The organism is Flavobacterium ardleyense, from assembly GCF_033547075.1.
GTDB classification, from domain to species: domain Bacteria; phylum Bacteroidota; class Bacteroidia; order Flavobacteriales; family Flavobacteriaceae; genus Flavobacterium; species Flavobacterium ardleyense_A.
In genome coordinates, this window is record NZ_CP137891.1 from 818389 (window position 1) to 836617 (window position 18229).

Sequence of the window (18229 nt, forward strand, 5' to 3'; positions counted from 1 at the left end):
GATTAACAAAATCATAATTAAAACTTAATTGTGATAAAAGTACATCTTTTAATATAATTCTCTAATTTAGTCGCTAAATAAATATTAAAATAATAATTACTTAATAATGCCACCGATGATTTTGAAATACTATCTTACCACACTACTGATGCTAATTTTTTCGACAGTGGCATTTTCGCAAGAGAAAAAATTCAAAATTCATACTGTAGGATTTTACAATATGGAGAATCTTTTTGATACTATAAATGATCCTACAATAAATGACGAAGAATGGTTGCCAAACGGCGCACAGAATTGGACATCAAGTAAATACAGAAAAAAAGTTTCTAATATGGCGCGGGTAATTGCCGAAATTGGTACCGCCGATAATCCAAATTCACCTACAATTTTAGGAGTTTCAGAAATAGAGAATCGATCGGTACTCGAAGATTTGATTAAGCAACCAGCACTTAAAAGTAAAAATTATGGCATCGTACATTTTGATTCGCCAGATAAACGAGGAATAGATGTTGGACTTATTTACCAAAAAGAGCACTTTAAGCCCATCACTTCTCACAACGTACCTTTGTATATTTATCAGAAAAACACTACTAATAAAAAAACCGAAATTGTTACTAATGAAGATGACGTTGCAGATGCCGATCCTCGTGGAAGGCGAGTTTACACTCGTGATCAACTCTTGGTTACAGGACTTTTGGATGGCGAAGAAGTAAGTTTCATCGTCTGCCACTGGCCTTCAAGATCTGGTGGCGAAAAACGCAGCTCACCCTTTCGTGAAGCTGCAGCTCAGCTAAGCAAGCGGATTGTCGATTCACTGCAGACAATTAATAAAGATGCGAAAGTATTTATTTTAGGAGATCTTAACGACGGTAGTTTCAACAAAAGTGTCAAGGTCGAGCTTGGAGCAAAAGGAAAGAAATCAGAAGTAAAACCATTGGGAATTTACAATCCTTTCGAAGAAATGGCAAACAAAGGAATGGGCACAATCGCATATCGTGATTCTTGGGATATTTTTGATATCATAATGTTCACTCAGCCACTGATCGAAACGGATTACAGCAGTTACCGATACTGGAAAGCAGGAATTTACAACGCTCCTTATATGATTACTACGGTTGGGCAGTACAAAGGATATCCACTCAGGCATACCGCCACCGAAGTTGGATTTAGCGATCACTTCCCAGTTTTTATTTATCTGATCAAAGAACAGAAATAGGCAATTTAGCAGTCGCGGCGCCAAAATATTCGCTAAATTAGCTTACTAAATTCGAATATTATGGCAGTAGCGCCTCCTTTCAATCTCAATAAATGGATTGCCGAAAACAGGCATCTCCTCAAACCACCCGTTGGAAATAAGAATGTGTACATCGATTCGCAAGACTATATTGTGATGATTGTCGCAGGTCCAAACGCCCGTAAAGACTATCATTACAACGAAACCGAGGAGCTTTTTTACCAACTCGAGGGTACCATTAAGGTCACAATTCAGGATGGGGGCGAACGTCGAGAATTTACTCTGAATGCCGGCGATATGTATTTGCATCCAGCCAAAACGCCACATTCTCCATCGCGTTCAGAAAACTCGATAGGATTGGTGGTCGAGCGAAAACGGGCAGGTCAAAATTTAAAAGATGGGCTGCTTTGGTATTGCGACAATTGCAACCATAAATTGTACGAAGTCTATTTCCCGTTAAACGATATCGAAGAAGATTTTCTGCGACATTTCGAGCATTTTTACAATTCAGAAGAGTTGCGAACCTGCGACAATTGTGGAACCGTGATGGAAGCAGATCCAAAATTCGTCCGAGATAAATAATATTTTTTATTAGGAGCTATTTCCAGCTTTTGCTCCAAGTCCTCACAAACAAAGCCGTTTTTTTAGGTCACAAAAGGAGCTTCCTCCGGTCGCTCTTTTCTGCCCAAAAAACTGGCTTTTTTTGCTCCGGGCTTTCCACGACAATCTGGGCTAGAGAACAACTTTGACCTAAAGTTTTTGAACATTAAGATTTTAAGAACCACAAAAATCTATTATTTATTAATGGGCGTGAAATAATAAAAAGCACTGATAAGGAAATAATACATCAATTTCCCAATTTGGCACATAGCTTATTCTAATTGAGGCAACATTATCGCTTATTAATCTCCTAAAAAAGGCGTAGCATGACTGAAAATGATTTATCATACAAAATAAGAGGAGCCATTTTTAATGTCTACAACGGTTTGGGTGCTGGATTGCTTGAATCTGTTTATGTGGCAGCCTTAGAGTGGGAACTTTTGAATCGAGGATTGCATGTCAGAAAGGAAGTTCCAGTACCAGTTCATTACAAAGAAGTTAAGCTAGATTTAGGGTTTCGATTAGATTTGTTAGTGGAAAATAAAGTAATCATTGAGGTGAAATCAGTAGAAAACCTTGCACAAGTTCATCATAAGCAAATACTAACCTATTTGAAAATAACGGAATTGAAACTAGGAATTTTAGTAAATTTTAATGTGGAAAACATTAATGATGGAATATTTAGAAAAGTAAATGGATTGTAGGAATCTAACGTATATAAAGACTCTGCGATAATCAGCGAGCATTATTTTTTCTCCCGCAGATTCCGAAGATGTTCGCAGATTAACTCAAAAAAGACCTCCGCAATAATCACCGAAATCAGTGGGCGTTATTTTTGCTTTCGCATCTCCCGCAGCTAAATGCATAAAAGAAAGTTCTGCGGTAATCCGCGAAATCTGCGGGCGTTATTTTTTCTCATTTAGATTCCGCATCTCCCGTCGATAAGTGCATAAAAAAAACTCTGCAATAATCAGTGGGCGCTATTTTTTCTCCCGCAGATTCCGCAGATGTTAGCAGATTAACTTACTTAAAAGAACTTTCTGGTGATCCGTGAAATCGGTGGGCGCTATTTTTTCTCCCGCAGATTCCGCAGATGTTCGCAGATTAACTTACTTAAAAGAACTTTCTGGTGATCCGTGAAATCGGTGGGCGCTATTTTTTTCCCCGCAGATATCCGCAGATTATACTCACTTAAAAAGAATTCTGTATTGATCCGCAAGCCCTATTTTTTGCTTTCGCATCTCCCGCAGCTAAATGCATAAAAGAAAGTTCTGCGGTAATCCGCGAAATCCGCGATTTTTTTCCCGCAGATTCCGCAGATTCCGCAGATTCCCGCAGATTAAACTCACTTAAAAACAACTCTGTAGTGATCCGCAAGTCCTATTATCTGCTTTCGCATCTCCCGCAGCTAACTGCATAAAAGAAAGTTCTGCGACAATCCGCGAAATCCGCGGGCATAAATTTTTTTTACTCTCGCAGTTATACTCATAATAAAAAACTCTGTGATAATCAGCGAAAACTCTGATCTGCTCCCCAATTCCTAAAATTTCCCTAACCACAACAGCCTTCTCACACAATTTCTCTATTTTTGCAACTATGAAGATCTCATTATCATTTATTATGTACTTGTTTACGCTGACCATTTTTATGGCTTCAACGTCTGCATTTGCGTGTGATACTGAGAAAAATGTAGTGGAAACTAAAGCCTGCTGCAGTTCAGAAAAAGCAAAATCTTGTTGTGATGATACTGCTTCAAATAGCGATTGCGACGGTAGTTGCGGAAGTAAATCTTGTTCAGGCTTTACGAGTTCACCATCGGTATTCGTACTTCAACAAAATGATTTTACTTCAAAACCTCTCTTCGCTACAATAGAAAAGTGTTCTTTTTACTTCGGCGAAAGCCACATTCTTACTGGTTTTGTTTTCGTTTGGGACATTCCTAATATAGGATAAATTTAAAATTTAATAGCCATTAGTGTGCTTTGTTTTTTCGGCGAAAGCCAGAAACTGCACTTCCAAATTACAATTTTAAACAACAGTTTCTTCAAATTTTTTAGGTATTTCAGTCTTAGAAGATACTTGCCGGAAATGAAAATTTCGATGCTTTATTAGCCGAAATATTTCGATGGAGAAACAAATCCTAAATTCGAACAAAATGAAAAATTTCCAATATTTCGCAGTAGCGATCGTTCTTCTTATTTCGACTTCAATTCAAGCACAAATAAATAAATCTGAAATTATTGCAACTGGACTTACATGTTCAATGTGTTCAAATGCAATCTACAAACAACTTCAAACATTGAGTTCAGTAGCAGAGATTGATACAGATTTAAATACAAATACTTTCACAGTAACCGCCAAAAACAATCAAACTCTTGATCCTGTTCAGCTAAAAGACGCTGTAGAAAAAGCGGGATTCTTTGTAGGCTCTATGATGGTTTACGTTGACGGATCAAAATTGAGTAAGCAAGAATTGACTCTAAATGGCAACAATCTGGTTTTGCTAGATAAAGTACCTGCTACCCATAAAGATTATAAAATGCAGGTTGTTGACGCTGGTTTTGTAACTAGCAAGCAACTTAAAAAGAATGAGAAAGCATTCTCTTCGATTATGGATTTTAGTAACTCGAAAGACAAAAAAATCTTTCTAAAAAGTGCTAAATAATGAGAAGGCATTTAATTCTATTCGCAGTTTTTCTCGGACATTCTGCTCAAGTAAAATCGCAAGAACTTTTTGTAATTACCGAACCTGCTAGCAATGTGCCAGCAGGTTCTATTTCAGTGGGAATCAATCAGGGATTGTTGAAAGCAGAAATTAGCGAAGACTATTATTACAATCTGTCGCCAACTGTTTCCTGGGGTGCAACCAAAAATCTAATGTTTAAAGCAGATGGATTTTTCTCTACAGATTATTCAAATTCATTGGCGTTCCGAGGAGCAAGTGTTTATACAAAATACCGATTTCTGTCTGAGGATGATTTGCAAAGTCATTTCAGAATGGCTGCTTTTGGACGAGTGAGCAACAACAACGAAGTAGCTGTTACTGAGGAGATAGATTTGATGGGAAATAATTCTGGATTTCAAGTAGGACTTGTTGCGACCAAATTAATTAAGAAAGTTGCCATCAGCGCGTCGCTTTCGGGAGTGCATGCCACCAATTTGGACGAAATTTTGCTTGGACGAGATTTTAACGATTTCGGCGCTGAATATACTCTTTCTGTAGGTAAATTGATGTTGCCAAAGGTGTATACTAGTTTTAATCAGACAAATGTGAACGCAATGTTTGAATTCAAGGGACAAACTCTAAATAAAAGTGGTAAATCTTACTTAGATGTTGTACCTTCCATACAATTTATTTTTAATAGTCGAGCGCGACTCGATTTGGCTTACAAACAAGAATTATATAGTAGCTTAAACCGAAATTCCTCAAGTGGTTTTCTGCTTAATTTTCAATATACCTTTTTCAATGTAAGCAATTAAAGATTTAAATTTCAATAGTTACAAAAAGCTAATTTTAATTCTTTCAGATGATTTTGCACATTAAAAATATGGTTTGCGATCGTTGCAATGCTGCGGTGCGATCCATTTTAGATTCTCTTGGTATTTCATATCAATCGGTTATTCTTGGCGAAGTTGAATCTACCGAAAAGGTTACAGGAAAGTTACGAACTGCTCTTAAAAAAGCATTACAAGCTCAAGGTTTTGATCTTCTAGACGATAAAAAATCTAAAATGATTGAGAAGGTCAAAAATCTTCTCATTGCCCTAGTTCAAGAAGAAGGTGAGCTTGACAAAATAAATATCTCCGAATATGTTTCCCAAGCGATTGCAGTGGATTACAGTAGTTTGAGTCAGATATTTTCAAATCAAGAAGGCTATACTATCGAGCACTATTTTATCTTACAACGGATAGAAAAAGTGAAAGAGCTGCTTCGCTATAATGAAATGTCACTTAGCGAAATAGCAATCAAAATGCATTTCTCTGATGTTGCGCATCTTAGTAATCAGTTTAAAAAAGTAGTTGGTTGCACTCCAACCGCTTTCAAGAAATTCAGAAGAGTTGACAGAAAGCCTTTAGACACGATCTAGGATACAAATCATATCATAAATTTTACAAACAGTTGTCAGTACAAATTCCGAAATTTGTGACAACTGTTTTTTTTTGGACAGGATTTGCACAGTTTCAGTTTTAGCAGCTTTACTATTTTTTCGCTGCAACTAATATTAAAAAATTATGACATCAAAATATATTATTAAAGGTATGACCTGTGACGGCTGCCGGACGGAAGTCGAAAAAGCACTAAATGCAATCTATGAAGTAGGAGCGATTGTTACCCTCGATCCACCGATTGCCACCATTAAAACCGACCATCGGATAGATATTGCAGTTTTTCAGAAAGCCATATCTAAAGTTGGAAATTACCGGATTACCTATTTTGAAGAAAGCGTAATTGTTAAAGCTCCAACATCACTATTATCTGAAAATCAGGTGACATTCAAATATGATGTATCCGGAATGTCTTGCAACGGCTGTAGGACCAAAGTAGAAAACACACTAAACCAGATTTCCGGTGTGGAAGCGGTGGTCACCCTGTATCCTCCAATAGCAACAATTTCTACTAAAGAGAAATTACGAACATCAATTTATCAAGATGCTCTAACCGCCATAGGAGAATATACAATCACTGCAATCGACGAGGATTCGATTGAAAATAATCTGTTACCTGACCAAGATTTTAATCAAGAATATATTGTTACAGGAATGACCTGTGATGGTTGCCGTAAGAAAGTTGAAAAAACTTTAAATGATATTCCGGGAGTTAATGCAACTGTAACTCTTGATCCGCCAGCCGCAAAAATCACCACCGATAAAAGATTCGAAACTGAGGTTTTGCAAGAAGCTTTATCCGAAAAAGGAGATTATACCATTCGAGGAATCGATGAAGCCGAAGCGCCAATCGTAAAAAGCTGTTGTTCTACAAAACCTAAAGACGACAAAAAATACTCGACTACGCCTGGGAAGTTTTACTGTCCAATGCATTGCGAAGGTAGCAAAGAATATGACAATGCCGGCGATTGTCCGGTCTGCGGTATGGATCTAGTTCAACAACCAATTGTGACGGCAAGGCAACAATTTACTTGTCCGATGCATCCCGAAGTAATTTCTGACAATCCTGGAAGTTGTCCTATTTGTGGAATGGATTTGGTGCCACTAATTCCAAAAGAAGATCAGGAAGACAGTGCCTATAATAAACTCTGGTCAAAAATGAAAATCGCAATGATCTTCACAATTCCGATTTTTATCATTTCTATGTCAGCGATGATTCCGAATAATCCGCTGCTTGAATTATTAAGTAGATCTCAATGGAATTGGGTTGAATTTATATTATCACTTCCAGTGGTTTTTTATGCTTGTTGGATGTTTTTCCAGCGCGCTTGGCGTTCGATAGTGAGTTGGAATTTGAATATGTTTACGCTGATTGGAATTGGAGCAGGGGTTGCGTTTTTATTTAGTGTTGTAGCATTACTTTTTCCATCGATATTTCCGGCAGAATTCAAATCCCACGATGGAGCAGTTCATTTATATTTTGAAGCCACCACGGTAATTCTAACCTTGGTATTACTCGGACAACTTCTCGAAGCAAGAGCACACAGCCGAACTAGTGGCGCTATCAAAGCATTGTTGCAATTAGCGCCGACGCAGGCAACACGCATAATTAATGGTGAAGAAAAAGTAATTTCGATTCACGATATAAAAGTGGATGATTTACTTAGAGTGAAACCAGGAGAAAAAATTCCAGTTGATGGAATAATAACCGAAGGATCATCTTCAATTGACGAGGCAATGATTTCGGGAGAGCCAATTCCAGTTGATAAAACGGTGAACGATCCAGTTCTTGCGGGAACGATTAACGGAACCAAGTCTTTTGTAATGAAAGCCGAGAAAATCGGATCTGAGACCTTGCTTTCGCAAATTGTTCAGATGGTGAATGACGCGAGTAGATCTAGAGCTCCTATTCAGAAAATTGCCGACAAGATTGCGAAGTATTTCGTACCGATTGTTGTCGCGATTTCAATCATCACCTTTTTTGTTTGGTACGCAATTGGTCCAGAGCCAGCACTTGTTTACGGTTTCATCAATGCCATCGCAGTTTTGATTATCGCCTGTCCGTGTGCATTAGGATTAGCCACTCCAATGTCTGTAATGGTGGGAGTTGGAAAAGGAGCACAGTCGGGTATTTTGATTAAAAATGCCGAAGCTTTGGAGAATATGGACAAAATCGACGTTTTAATTACGGATAAAACTGGAACTCTAACTGAAGGAAAACCATCGGTAGAAAAAGTTTCGGCAATCGATGGAGATTGGGAAAGATTGCTGATTCAGATTGCCTCGGTGAATTCACAAAGCGAGCATCCATTAGCGCAAGCGTTATTAAATTTTGCCAAAGAGAATGACAGCAAATTGCATAAGGTTTCCGACTTTGATTCGATTACTGGAAAAGGAGTTAGCGGAACCGTGGATGGGAAGAAAATTTTGCTTGGAAATAAAGCTTTGCTAGAACAGTTTAAAGTTTCGATCCCAGAATCACTCGAGAAAGAAGTAATCGAACAGCAGAAGCTTGGAAAAACAGTTTCGTATATCACTGAAGAAAATACGATTACTGGTTTTGTAATAATCTACGATGCGATCAAAAAATCTTCTCAAAATGCAGTTAGAGAATTGCAAGAGCAGGGCGTGGAAGTTGTTATGATGACCGGTGATAATGAAAATACCGCAAAGGCCGTGGCGGATGTTTTGAAGTTGGATAAATTTTACGCGGGATGTCTTCCTCAAGACAAGCTCAAAGAAATAGAACGTTTACAAGCACTCGGCAAAATCGTTGCAATGGCGGGAGATGGAATCAATGACGCTCCAGCTTTGGCTCAAGCTGATATCGGAATCGCAATGGGAACTGGAACAGATGTCGCCATCGAAAGCGCCAAAATTACTTTGGTAAAAGGCGACCTACAAGGAATTGTGAAAGCAAAACAACTGAGCCACGCCGTGATGAAAAACATCAAACAAAACTTATTTTTCGCTTTCTTCTATAACGCATTGGGAATTCCGATTGCCGCAGGAGTGTTGTATCCAGTTTTTGGATTGCTGTTATCGCCAATGATTGCGGCACTTGCAATGAGTTTTAGCTCAGTTTCGGTAATTGCAAATGCGCTGAGGTTGAGAGGGATGAAGTTGTAGGAATAGAAATATATTTAGCCACTTTTTACACGAAACACCCCGCTAGATTTGTAAGAATAAAAGGCAATCAATTGGCGAAATACTTCACGTGTTTTGAAGGGATGAAGCCACTTCTTACGCGAAACACCCCGCCCTGCGGGGAGGCTGCTGAAAAAGTATCTGTTTCTCAGAACATATTAAGAAGGTCGAGTAAATAAACTTCGTTTTATTTACTTGACCTTCTTTTTTGGTGTTTATTTTTTCAAAAAAGTTCAAGCTTTATAAGGCGTTTATACACTTTTATAGGATCGTTATGGAGTCTGTGATGAAGATTTTTGATCTTGTAGATTTTCTACACATTTAATTTAAGTATTCTTTTCAAATTCACGGTGAAAATTGCTAATGCACCCTGCATTTGCATATTTTCTATTCCGTAAGCATTTGCTCGACCATAACCGTGCACATTTTTTAGCTCACTGTTTTTAGCTTCTATTTTATATCTGTGTTTTGCCTTCTCTTTGTAAAGTTCCGATTCTTGAAAATCCATTTGTGCCTTATGTAAATCTGATTTTATAGACACTGAATAACTTTTACTTTTCGCGCCAGGTTTGTAACATCCATCTCTTAATGGACAAGTTTTACATTTCTCCACATCAAAGTAAAAGGTGAGTATTTGATTTGTTCCGACATTCTTTTTTCCTTGCTTTGATTTCTGTATCGCCATATGACCCGCTGGACAAACAAACATATCAGCATCTTTATTGTAGTCAAATTTATCTTCTTCTTTTCTACATCCTTGGGTTATTGAAGGATTTAATCTTGCTACCACTTTTATTTCTTGTCCAGAAGTTAATTCAAGATTTTCTTTTCCAGAGTATGCACCATCGCCAATGATAGTGTCTACTTTTATTCCATTGTTTTGACTGATCTTTAAAAGAGTTGGTAATTCAGGACCATCTCCTCTTTCTCCCGAAGTAACTACTGCCGCTGTAATTATACGTTCTTCGGTCATTGCAATATGAGTCTTATAACCAAAGAAGGAGCTATCGGCTGATTTGTGTCCTATTTTGGCATCTTTATCTTTTGACAAGTTTAAGTTCTCTTGAGTGTCTTCAATTGTTTCTTTCAATAGATTCAATTTTTCTTTCACTACAGGGACTAAGCTCAATGTAGTATCCGATTCAATTGCTTTTATAAGTTCTTTAGAATAGGCGATTTCTTTCTGTAAATCGTTATTCTCATTTTTCTTGGGCATTCGTTCTTTCCAATCTGGATCTAAATTATAGACAGCTTTACGTAAAAGTTTTGAACGTTCTTTCAAAACTTGAAGAGCAGAAAATGGATTTGATTTTGATAAGGTGTGAGTAGCGTCAACGATAATTGATTTTGAATTTACAATTCCTTTTTCAATAGCAATAGCAACCGTTTTCCCAATTAAAAGATTCAACAAATCAGAATCCTTTAATCGTAACTTTCTAAAATTTGTTAATGAACTCGAGTTTATTACGCCATCTTCTGGAGCCATTTCAAGAAAGTATTTAAACGACATATCGAAACGAGAACGCTCCACAACATCAGCATCCGAAATAGAATAGATTGTTTTCAATAGTAAATACTTAAACATACGGACAGGACATTCTGCAGTGCGTCCATTATTGAGGCAGTATTTGCTAACCAATTCATCGTAAATAAAAGAAAAATCAATTAGGTCATTGATTTTTCTAAGAAGATTTTCTTTAGGTATAACTAAGTCATACAAATCGGAATACGCACTTAACTGAATTTTTTGCTGCTGTAATAACATAGTAAAAGCCTTAATAATCAGTACTAAAAATACGAAAAAAGGAGCGTAAACACTACAGTTCACACTCCTTTTAATTGAAAAATATGTCACATTTTTGAAGGGACTTTTTCAGCAGCCTCCCCTGCGGGCACCCCTCTTGAAAAGAGGGGAAGTTGGAGCGTGAGTTTTTAGTTGAAATTAGGATAAAATTTGTGGTTTTGGCATTCCCCTCCTGCGGAGGGGTGGCCGAAGGCCGGGGTGGATTTTAAGTTCCCTTTGAACCACAATTCATCAACTTTACCGCAGTCCCGCGGCAAGGATCGTAGCGGCATCCCCCGATAGCTATCGGGGATACAGCGGAGAGCCTGGTGCAACGCAGCCGCCCAAAAAAAAATTATGAAAGAAGCACTTTAGTGGATTTTCAAAAACGATTTAAATATCCTAAATTGCGCCCGCATCATACAGAGATTTAACGAGTAAAATTGCTCGGGAATCAGTACCTTTGCACACAGAAATAAACACACTATTAATAGACTCAACAATGACAAATTCAGATCAGTTTGGAATCAAAGAAGCCTTGCAACAGCTTGGTATTAAAGACATAAATGAAGGAACTTCTACAGGATTAAAAAGTTATGCCAATGGTAAAATTATCGAATCTTATTCGCCAGTAGACGGGACATTAATTGGAAAAGTAAAAACTTCGACCAAAGAAGATTACGAGCAAGCGATGGCAAAAGCGGCGGATGCTTTTAAAGAATGGAGAATGATTCCTGCTCCAAAAAGAGGAGAAATCGTTCGTCAGATGGGAGATGAACTTCGTAAATTTAAAGAGCCTCTAGGAAAACTTGTTTCGTACGAAATGGGAAAAAGCCTTCAGGAAGGATACGGAGAGGTTCAGGAAATGATTGATATTTGTGACTTTGCTGTAGGATTATCAAGACAATTATACGGACTTACAATGCACTCTGAGCGTCCAATGCACAGAATGTACGAGCAATACCATCCAGTTGGAACGGTTGGAATTATTTCGGCTTTCAACTTTCCAGTAGCGGTTTGGAGCTGGAATGCAATGATTGCGTGGGTTTGTGGTGATGTTTGTATCTGGAAACCAAGTTCGAAAACTCCATTATGTGGAATCGCTTGTCAGAATATTATTCAATCAGTTCTTGAGCGCAACAATGTTCCAGAAGGAGTAAGTTGCCTTGTAACTGGTACTGAATGTGGAGATTTGATCAATAATGACGCGAGAATTCAGTTGGTATCTTTCACAGGATCTACAAGAATTGGTCGTCACGTATCAAAAACTGTTGCAGAACGTTTTGGAAATACAATCCTTGAATTAGGAGGAAATAACGCGATTATCGTTAGTGATCAAGCGGACATTAATATGGTATTAATCGGTGCTGTTTTTGGCGCGGTTGGTACTGCAGGACAAAGATGTACTTCTACAAGACGTCTAATTATTCACGAAAGTGTTTATGATAAAACAATCAGCGTTCTTAAAAATGCTTATGGCCAATTGAAAATTGGAAATCCTCTTAACGAGGAAAACCACGTTGGACCGCTTATCGATAAAGCTGCTGTAAAAGATTTTACTGATGCAATTGAAAAAGCAAAACAAGAAGGTGGAAAAATTCTTGTTGGCGGTGGAGTTGCCGAAGGTGAAGGCTACGAAAGCGGATGCTACGTTGTTCCTTGTATCATTGAAGCAGAAAATCACTATGAAATTGTTCAAGCAGAAACTTTTGCTCCGATTTTGTACGTAATGAAATATAGCACAATCGAAGAAGCGATTGCATTGCAGAATGGAGTTCCACAAGGACTTTCTTCTTCAATCTTTACAAATAGCCTTAGAGAAATGGAATTATTCTTATCTCAACAAGGTTCAGACTGTGGAATTGCCAATGTGAATATTGGAACTTCTGGAGCTGAAATCGGTGGCGCTTTTGGTGGTGAAAAAGAAACTGGTGGCGGAAGAGAATCTGGTTCAGATGCTTGGAAAGCTTATATGAGAAGACAAACAAATACCATCAATTACGGTACTAGTTTGCCTCTTGCACAAGGAATTAAATTTGACGTATAATCGTTGAATTCCAAATACAAAAAAACCGTCATAGCAATATGACGGTTTTTTTTATGAATTATTTTGAGAGAGAATTGCTCTCGAAAATTTGTTTTTAGAATCTGTAACCAAGGCTGATTCCAGCGTTCACTTCCACAGCATTAAAGCGCTCGTTCACTTCTTTGCTAAAGTTTCTACCCACATTTACGAATGGTCCAACTGCTAATTTGTCTTTAAAATTCCATTTGTATCCAGTTCCCAAACCAAGAATAAAACTGTTCATATCCGTCTCTACGACAAAGTTTTCTTTTTGTTCCTCAAAATCTCCAAAACGGTATTTTACAAATGGGGTTAGAAAATATCCAGAACCATTTCGCATTGTAGATAAGTACAGATTGTATGAAAGCATCACGCTATTCGTGTTGAATTTCTTGTGGCTTGAACCATTTTCTGGGAAGTACGAAAATCGATCGTTAATCAAAACATCAAGTCCTAAAGATTGATCTTGATCAAGGAAATATTCGTAACCAATTTCAGCCGAACCCATAACAATTGTATTTAGGAAATTGTATTTTATTTCGTGCTTATATTGTGAATATGCTCCAACAGAAAATAGGATCATCAGTCCTAAAATAAGAATCTTCTTCATAAGGTTAAGTTTTGCGCAAAGGTAGTATTAATTTCGACCTCTTTCGGAAGGATATAAATCAGGAAGTGCATCGCTCTGCCAAAATTCCTTAGTATCCGCATCAATGCAGGTTAGCGGGCCGTAAAAAGCAGCGCCAGTATCAATATTCCAGATATTCGCAATATTCATCGGAGTGGTCTGATTGCTCTTGGTAGTGGGAGTGTGCCCGATATATATCTCTTTATAATGCGTCAATCTTCGAGGATAATTCTCGTCACCTTTTTTGAGATTTCTGTCCATTGCCAGCGCCATTTCCCATAAAGTACGATCCCAAAAAACCATTCGGGGGAAATATTCTTTCTCAATTCCGTGCTGATTTGTAAAACCTGCGTGAACGTATAATTTATTTTGATCGTCAATATAAAAAGTTCGAAGTCGGCTTAGGAAACCAACGTGTCGGTCGCGATCTTCGTCCGTAAGTTTCGAATAGGCAATAATTGTCGATTCGCCGCCGTGCTGAAACCACAGTTCATTATCCTTGCCACCAAGCCATTCGAGGAGCAAATCGTCGTGGTTGCCGCGCATAAAAACGCAGGTATATTTTGTGTCAAGATAAATCAAGAAATCCAGTACCTGTGGGCTTTCGCTCCAACTATCCACATAGTCACCAAGAAAAATCAGTTTGTCATCAGTCCCTATAGATGCTCGTTCTATAAGCTGTCGCAAAGCACGCAAACCGCCGTGAATATCGCCAAATACCAAAGTTCTGCCCATTAATAATTTTTTTAGGATGTCTCAAAAAAGCGAACTGTTTAAAGTTCTGTAAAAATAAATTGAAAGTCAAAATTAGTAACTTCCAAAATAGTAGATTCACAAATATAAACAAAATCTATATTCATCTCGGCCGTAACGCCTTGGCTAATAGATAAAATTTGGTTAAAATATTGAGTTAGGTGCAGGATTTTTAGGGGTACGCTTTCGCGAAATTACTTCTGTTGCTAGGTGGAAGTGAAGTCTTCGGTAGGGCAGTTATTTTGTATCGACCTGACATTTATTTAGCTGCAAGATTTTGCCTCTTTTGAAGGTAGTTGTTTGGGTTGGGATTTAATTGAATTTAGATTTAAACAATTTAAAACATATAAAGCAACTAGTTCTTTTCCGTTAGCTGAAGTCCTTTTTAGCAATTGAATATATTTGGTCTGGGCAGGTTTGAATAAGAGCAGTTATTAAACTTTCTTCTCCCCCTATAATTGAAAATTGCAAATCATAATCTGAATTAATAGCCCATTTTTTTTGGTACTATAAATTAGACTTACAGTTTGTAATGTTTCTGACCACTGAATCGCCAATATGCAAATTGCTATTAGCAGCTGGCAAATTATGAATAACTCTTTGCGCAATCTTCAATGACTTTTATTACTACTTCTAATAATCCTGGAATAGTAATTTTTCCTTCTTCTTTTGTATAATTTCCGACACTTTTTTTGAAATATACCATTGAATTGAAAGGTGGTGGAAAACCGAAAGTAAATTTATGCGTGTTAATAAATACGTCTTCAATGTTTCTCAAAATATCTTTCGCTGCCTTTAAACTAACACGATAATATAATTCTGTTCTTTGTTCATCCGAATTTAGCCCAATTCGTAATTCATCACTTTCAATATTAGGAATAATACAATTAAAATTTTTATCAATAATCTCATTAACTAACAGGGGCAATTTTGCGACATTGAGTGATGTAAAGTCAAAAATTAATGACAAACGATTCAGTAAGATAAAATATGGATTTTCCCATGTATCTATCAGAACTCCATTTTCACTTAAATTCTCTGATTTTTGTATAAAATAGTTCAAGACAAAGTTAAACTGTTTTATTTTTTCTCTATTTTCAACTGTTTTCTTTATAATTGATTCAATATTGTCATCTGCTGTCAAAAGAATAAATGATCGTAAATATTCTTCTTGGTCAGGATTTAGTTTCCAATCATTATAATTTGATGATGAAGCTCTCCAAACGTTAATAATTACAAATTGTAGCGCAAGCCATTTTTGATTCTCGAAAGAAATATAATTACATTCATCTTTTTGTAATTCATATCTGTTTTTTCGAACAATATTGGAATATATCGTGCTTGTAAACTCGGCTTCAATAGGCCCAAATTTTTTCTCACACTTTCGACAAACTAGATTTCTATTTATAAGAGGATTTTTATTTTGCTCTATTTCTTCGTCTGAAAGTTCCTTACCAGTAATGGCTTCAATTTTTTCCGGTAAAACGCCCCTACCAAAAAAATCTAAGCCAATCTTATCAATCGAGATTTCGTATATTAATTCTTTGTCTTCTCTTTTTGTGTATCCGTCCTGATTTAATGCAGTTCTAATTATACTTTCTGTAAAAATATGTGACCCAACATTTTCAAGAACATTTTTCTCACACAGTTTACATAAGTCACTCATATTGTTTTTTTTGTAGGGTTTCACATTGCTTTCTTATAACGTTATGTATATCAGCTGTGGCGTGTTTTAGCACGAGCCATTTCATAAAAAAACTTGCCTTGGGAAAGCCGGAGGATTTTGCAAGTTAGGACAGACCAGGCCATAGCTTATAACGTGTGTTATCCAATTTACTTACTTCACAAGTCTTAATTGTGCAGAAATTTTTTCATCAATCAATTCTGCATATTCTTTTTCAAATTTGATTTTCACGGCCTTATCTTTTATATCAAGCTTATTTGCCAAATAACCTAATTTTCTATTGTTTTGCTCAATAAGTTCTGACCATTCCATTACATAAACCTCAATATTCTTTTCAGTTTTTTTATCATACAAAAATGGATTGTCTGGAAAGTTCAATCTTCTTGATTTTACTTGAGATTTTGCAAATTTTGTAAGACGTGATGAAATTAAAATCAATTTGTACTTTACTTTTTCATTTGGTAGAGCTGAATTTTGCTCAATAGTAAATGCATATTCATCAATTTGATTTAATTCCTTTTTGCTTATTGCACATTTAGGCGACTTTAATTCAACAACCATTATTTCTTTAACATCAGAGTCGGTTATTTTTTCGTTGAAAAAGAACAAGTCAGTTATATCGTTTAAACCTCTCTCGTCCAATTCAATTAAGTTATCATCTTCTTCTGTTGGCTCATAGTCAAAATATTTCTCCCGTAATTCAATCAATATATTACCAATCTTTTTGTCCGACCATAATTTGGGTGTGGCATTGTAATTTTCTCCAAACAGCCACAATTCATCTTCGACAATTTTATGAAGTTGACTTCGTTCTTTTAAGTGTTTAGAAATTTCGCCATACGTCAACTCGTGAAGAAAATCCAGAAACTCTGTTTTTTCTGCTACTACGCTTGCAAAATGAACGACATCTTCTAAATCTGTTTTCTCTAAAAGATTATGAAATTTCTCCAAACTCTCTTCTGACAGTTTTAATACCTTTTTAAAAATATATTCAATGTTTCCATTGCCAATTGCTTTATCAAGTAATGGATAAAGAAAGTTCCTTATTTTATCGTCCTTTTGAATAAGTCTGTGTTCATCTTCTAATAAATAGGCGACTTTTTTAAATAGAATTTCTTGCGATTTAGAAGCGGGACTTTCATTGTTTTGGTAAGGATAGTATCTATCTTTTTCCAAACTTTTGAGAAATTTTTCAAATCTTTTATTTTTGGCTTTGAAAAAATCATTAATTGTTTCTTTAATCGTGTTTTTTAAATTGTTTATTTCCGCTTCACCTAACGCTTCTAAATCCAAATTTCTAAATAAATCTATATTTAACATTTGTGATTCTATGTAAATAAACCAAGTTCCTAAGTCCGGCGTGTACCAATCTGATGAGTAAGTATATTCGTGAGCAACACTTTTTAAACCTGAATTATCAGTTTGGAAAAATACTTTCACTTTGTTTAGAGCCGAATTAATATTATAGAAGTAAAAATTTAACTTATGCGTTTTACCTTTTTTGTCAGTGTAATCTGTAGTTTTTTTGGAAGGTTTATCTATTACAAAATCTTCCCTTTTTATCGTCTTTCCATTAACTATAAAATTCACAGTATTATGAAAAATTTCGAATGGATAATGTTCGAATATTGCTTGATTAATATTGTCCTGTAAAAAATTCTCGTGGATTTTATTTCTTTTGGCGATTTTTTCCTGCTTATTATGATGAAGTTGTTCAATCATAACTTTATAATATGGATTTCTTCTTTCCATAAAATATTCGTAGTCAACCTTAAATTCAGTTTCTTCCAATTGGGCATCATTAAAATCTAATGTATCCATACTAAATTTAGTTAGAGAAAATTGTTTTTTGTCAATATCAAAACCTATGGTTTCAATGTGCATTAATTCTCCGATTTGTAAAGAACTAAATCTTCCGATTCCTTGACCAAGTGCTTTTGAAGTAGTTCCAATCTCTAAAACTCTTTTGTCAAACTCGTTATATGGCACACCGATTCCGTCATCTTTAATCTCAATGCTTTTGATAGGAGACTTAATATTAGCTTCGTTGACATATTCAATATTGATTTCAATATTTTTCGATCCAGCTTGTAAAGAGTTGTTAATTAATTCACGAAAAGCCTGAAACGTATCTCTATATCTAGTTAAAAGGTCTTTTATTACCCTTGTGTTTGTAGTTATTTTTTTTGTAGTTGATTTCATTGGTTTTATATGTTGGATATCGTTTG

At 36.3% G+C, this 18229-nt stretch carries 14 protein-coding genes; 9 read left to right on the forward strand and 5 right to left on the reverse strand.

The features are described from left to right. The first annotated feature begins 115 nt into the window (after nt 1-115). The 8 genes from SBO79_RS03555 (at nt 116) to SBO79_RS03590 (ending at nt 9070) form a co-directional block, all read left to right on the forward strand. Entirely contained in the window at nt 116-1216 is a 1101-nt protein-coding gene (locus SBO79_RS03555; RefSeq protein ID WP_318643416.1) for an endonuclease/exonuclease/phosphatase family protein, read from the forward strand. A gap of 60 nt (nt 1217-1276) precedes the next feature. Further along, nucleotides 1277-1816 (forward strand): 3-hydroxyanthranilate 3,4-dioxygenase, encoded by a 540-nt coding sequence (locus SBO79_RS03560; RefSeq protein ID WP_318641840.1) that lies wholly within the window; start codon nt 1277-1279, stop codon nt 1814-1816. Between the two features lie 344 nt (nt 1817-2160). Beyond that, nucleotides 2161-2538, forward strand: a complete 378-nt coding sequence (locus SBO79_RS03565) for a GxxExxY protein (protein ID WP_318641841.1) — start codon at nt 2161-2163, stop codon at nt 2536-2538. A gap of 892 nt (nt 2539-3430) precedes the next feature. Then, nucleotides 3431-3787, forward strand: a complete 357-nt coding sequence (locus SBO79_RS03570) for a hypothetical protein (protein ID WP_318641843.1) — start codon at nt 3431-3433, stop codon at nt 3785-3787. A 202-nt stretch (nt 3788-3989) separates the two neighbouring features. After that, complete coding sequence (locus SBO79_RS03575) at nt 3990-4499, forward strand: heavy-metal-associated domain-containing protein (protein ID WP_318641845.1); 510 nt, start codon at nt 3990-3992, stop codon at nt 4497-4499. Next, on the forward strand, nt 4499-5314 hold the full coding sequence (locus SBO79_RS03580) for a hypothetical protein (protein ID WP_318641846.1): 816 nt from the start codon (nt 4499-4501) through the stop codon (nt 5312-5314). The genes SBO79_RS03575 and SBO79_RS03580 overlap by 1 nt, the downstream gene beginning before the upstream one ends. 47 nt (nt 5315-5361) lie before the next feature. After that, the gene (locus SBO79_RS03585; protein WP_318641847.1) at nt 5362-5922 is read left to right on the forward strand and encodes an AraC family transcriptional regulator; all 561 of its coding nucleotides are present in this window, start codon (nt 5362-5364) and stop codon (nt 5920-5922) included. A gap of 400 nt (nt 5923-6322) precedes the next feature. Next, nucleotides 6323-9070, forward strand: a complete 2748-nt coding sequence (locus SBO79_RS03590; RefSeq protein WP_318643418.1) for a heavy metal translocating P-type ATPase — start codon at nt 6323-6325, stop codon at nt 9068-9070. A gap of 331 nt (nt 9071-9401) precedes the next feature. Here the strand turns inward: SBO79_RS03590 and SBO79_RS03595 are convergent, their stop codons facing one another. Next, nucleotides 9402-10853 (reverse strand): IS1182 family transposase, encoded by a 1452-nt coding sequence (locus SBO79_RS03595; protein ID WP_318640627.1) that lies wholly within the window; start codon nt 10851-10853, stop codon nt 9402-9404. Between the two features lie 520 nt (nt 10854-11373). Between SBO79_RS03595 and amaB the strand changes: the two genes are divergently transcribed. After that, nucleotides 11374-12918: an L-piperidine-6-carboxylate dehydrogenase gene (gene amaB, locus SBO79_RS03600; protein ID WP_318641848.1), complete on the forward strand. Its 1545-nt coding sequence runs from the start codon at nt 11374-11376 to the stop codon at nt 12916-12918. A 94-nt stretch (nt 12919-13012) separates the two neighbouring features. Here amaB and SBO79_RS03605 read toward each other — a convergent pair whose 3' ends face one another. The 4 genes from SBO79_RS03605 to SBO79_RS03620 form a co-directional block, all read right to left on the reverse strand. Further along, nucleotides 13013-13546, reverse strand: a complete 534-nt coding sequence (locus SBO79_RS03605) for a DUF3575 domain-containing protein (RefSeq protein ID WP_318641849.1) — start codon at nt 13544-13546, stop codon at nt 13013-13015. Nucleotides 13547-13573: 27 nt separating this feature from the next. After that, complete coding sequence (locus tag SBO79_RS03610) at nt 13574-14299, reverse strand: metallophosphoesterase (protein ID WP_318641850.1); 726 nt, start codon at nt 14297-14299, stop codon at nt 13574-13576. Between the two features lie 604 nt (nt 14300-14903). Then, entirely contained in the window at nt 14904-15983 is a 1080-nt protein-coding gene (locus SBO79_RS03615) for a hypothetical protein (RefSeq protein WP_318641851.1), read from the reverse strand. A gap of 171 nt (nt 15984-16154) precedes the next feature. Continuing rightward, nucleotides 16155-18203 carry an ATP-binding protein gene (locus SBO79_RS03620; protein ID WP_318641852.1) on the reverse strand — a complete coding sequence of 683 codons (2049 nt, stop codon included), beginning with the start codon at nt 18201-18203 and terminating at the stop codon, nt 16155-16157. Nucleotides 18204-18229 lie beyond the last annotated feature (26 nt).

Bases quoted from the DNA above. Each gene is read 5' to 3' on its own strand.
- SBO79_RS03585 (WP_318641847.1), top strand. From the start codon at position 5,362: ATGATTTTGCACATTAAAAATATGGTTTGCGATCGTTGCAATGCTGCG.
- SBO79_RS03560 (WP_318641840.1), top strand. From the start codon at position 1,277: ATGGCAGTAGCGCCTCCTTTCAATCTCAATAAATGGATTGCCGAAAAC.
- SBO79_RS03620 (WP_318641852.1), bottom strand. From the start codon at position 18,203: ATGAAATCAACTACAAAAAAAATAACTACAAACACAAGGGTAATAAAA.
- amaB (WP_318641848.1), top strand. From the start codon at position 11,374: ATGACAAATTCAGATCAGTTTGGAATCAAAGAAGCCTTGCAACAGCTT.
- SBO79_RS03595 (WP_318640627.1), bottom strand. From the start codon at position 10,853: ATGTTATTACAGCAGCAAAAAATTCAGTTAAGTGCGTATTCCGATTTG.
- SBO79_RS03605 (WP_318641849.1), bottom strand. From the start codon at position 13,546: ATGAAGAAGATTCTTATTTTAGGACTGATGATCCTATTTTCTGTTGGA.
- SBO79_RS03580 (WP_318641846.1), top strand. From the start codon at position 4,499: ATGAGAAGGCATTTAATTCTATTCGCAGTTTTTCTCGGACATTCTGCT.
- SBO79_RS03610 (WP_318641850.1), bottom strand. From the start codon at position 14,299: ATGGGCAGAACTTTGGTATTTGGCGATATTCACGGCGGTTTGCGTGCT.
- SBO79_RS03570 (WP_318641843.1), top strand. From the start codon at position 3,431: ATGAAGATCTCATTATCATTTATTATGTACTTGTTTACGCTGACCATT.
- SBO79_RS03555 (WP_318643416.1), top strand. From the start codon at position 116: ATGATTTTGAAATACTATCTTACCACACTACTGATGCTAATTTTTTCG.
- SBO79_RS03575 (WP_318641845.1), top strand. From the start codon at position 3,990: ATGAAAAATTTCCAATATTTCGCAGTAGCGATCGTTCTTCTTATTTCG.
- SBO79_RS03565 (WP_318641841.1), top strand. From the start codon at position 2,161: ATGACTGAAAATGATTTATCATACAAAATAAGAGGAGCCATTTTTAAT.
- SBO79_RS03615 (WP_318641851.1), bottom strand. From the start codon at position 15,983: ATGAGTGACTTATGTAAACTGTGTGAGAAAAATGTTCTTGAAAATGTT.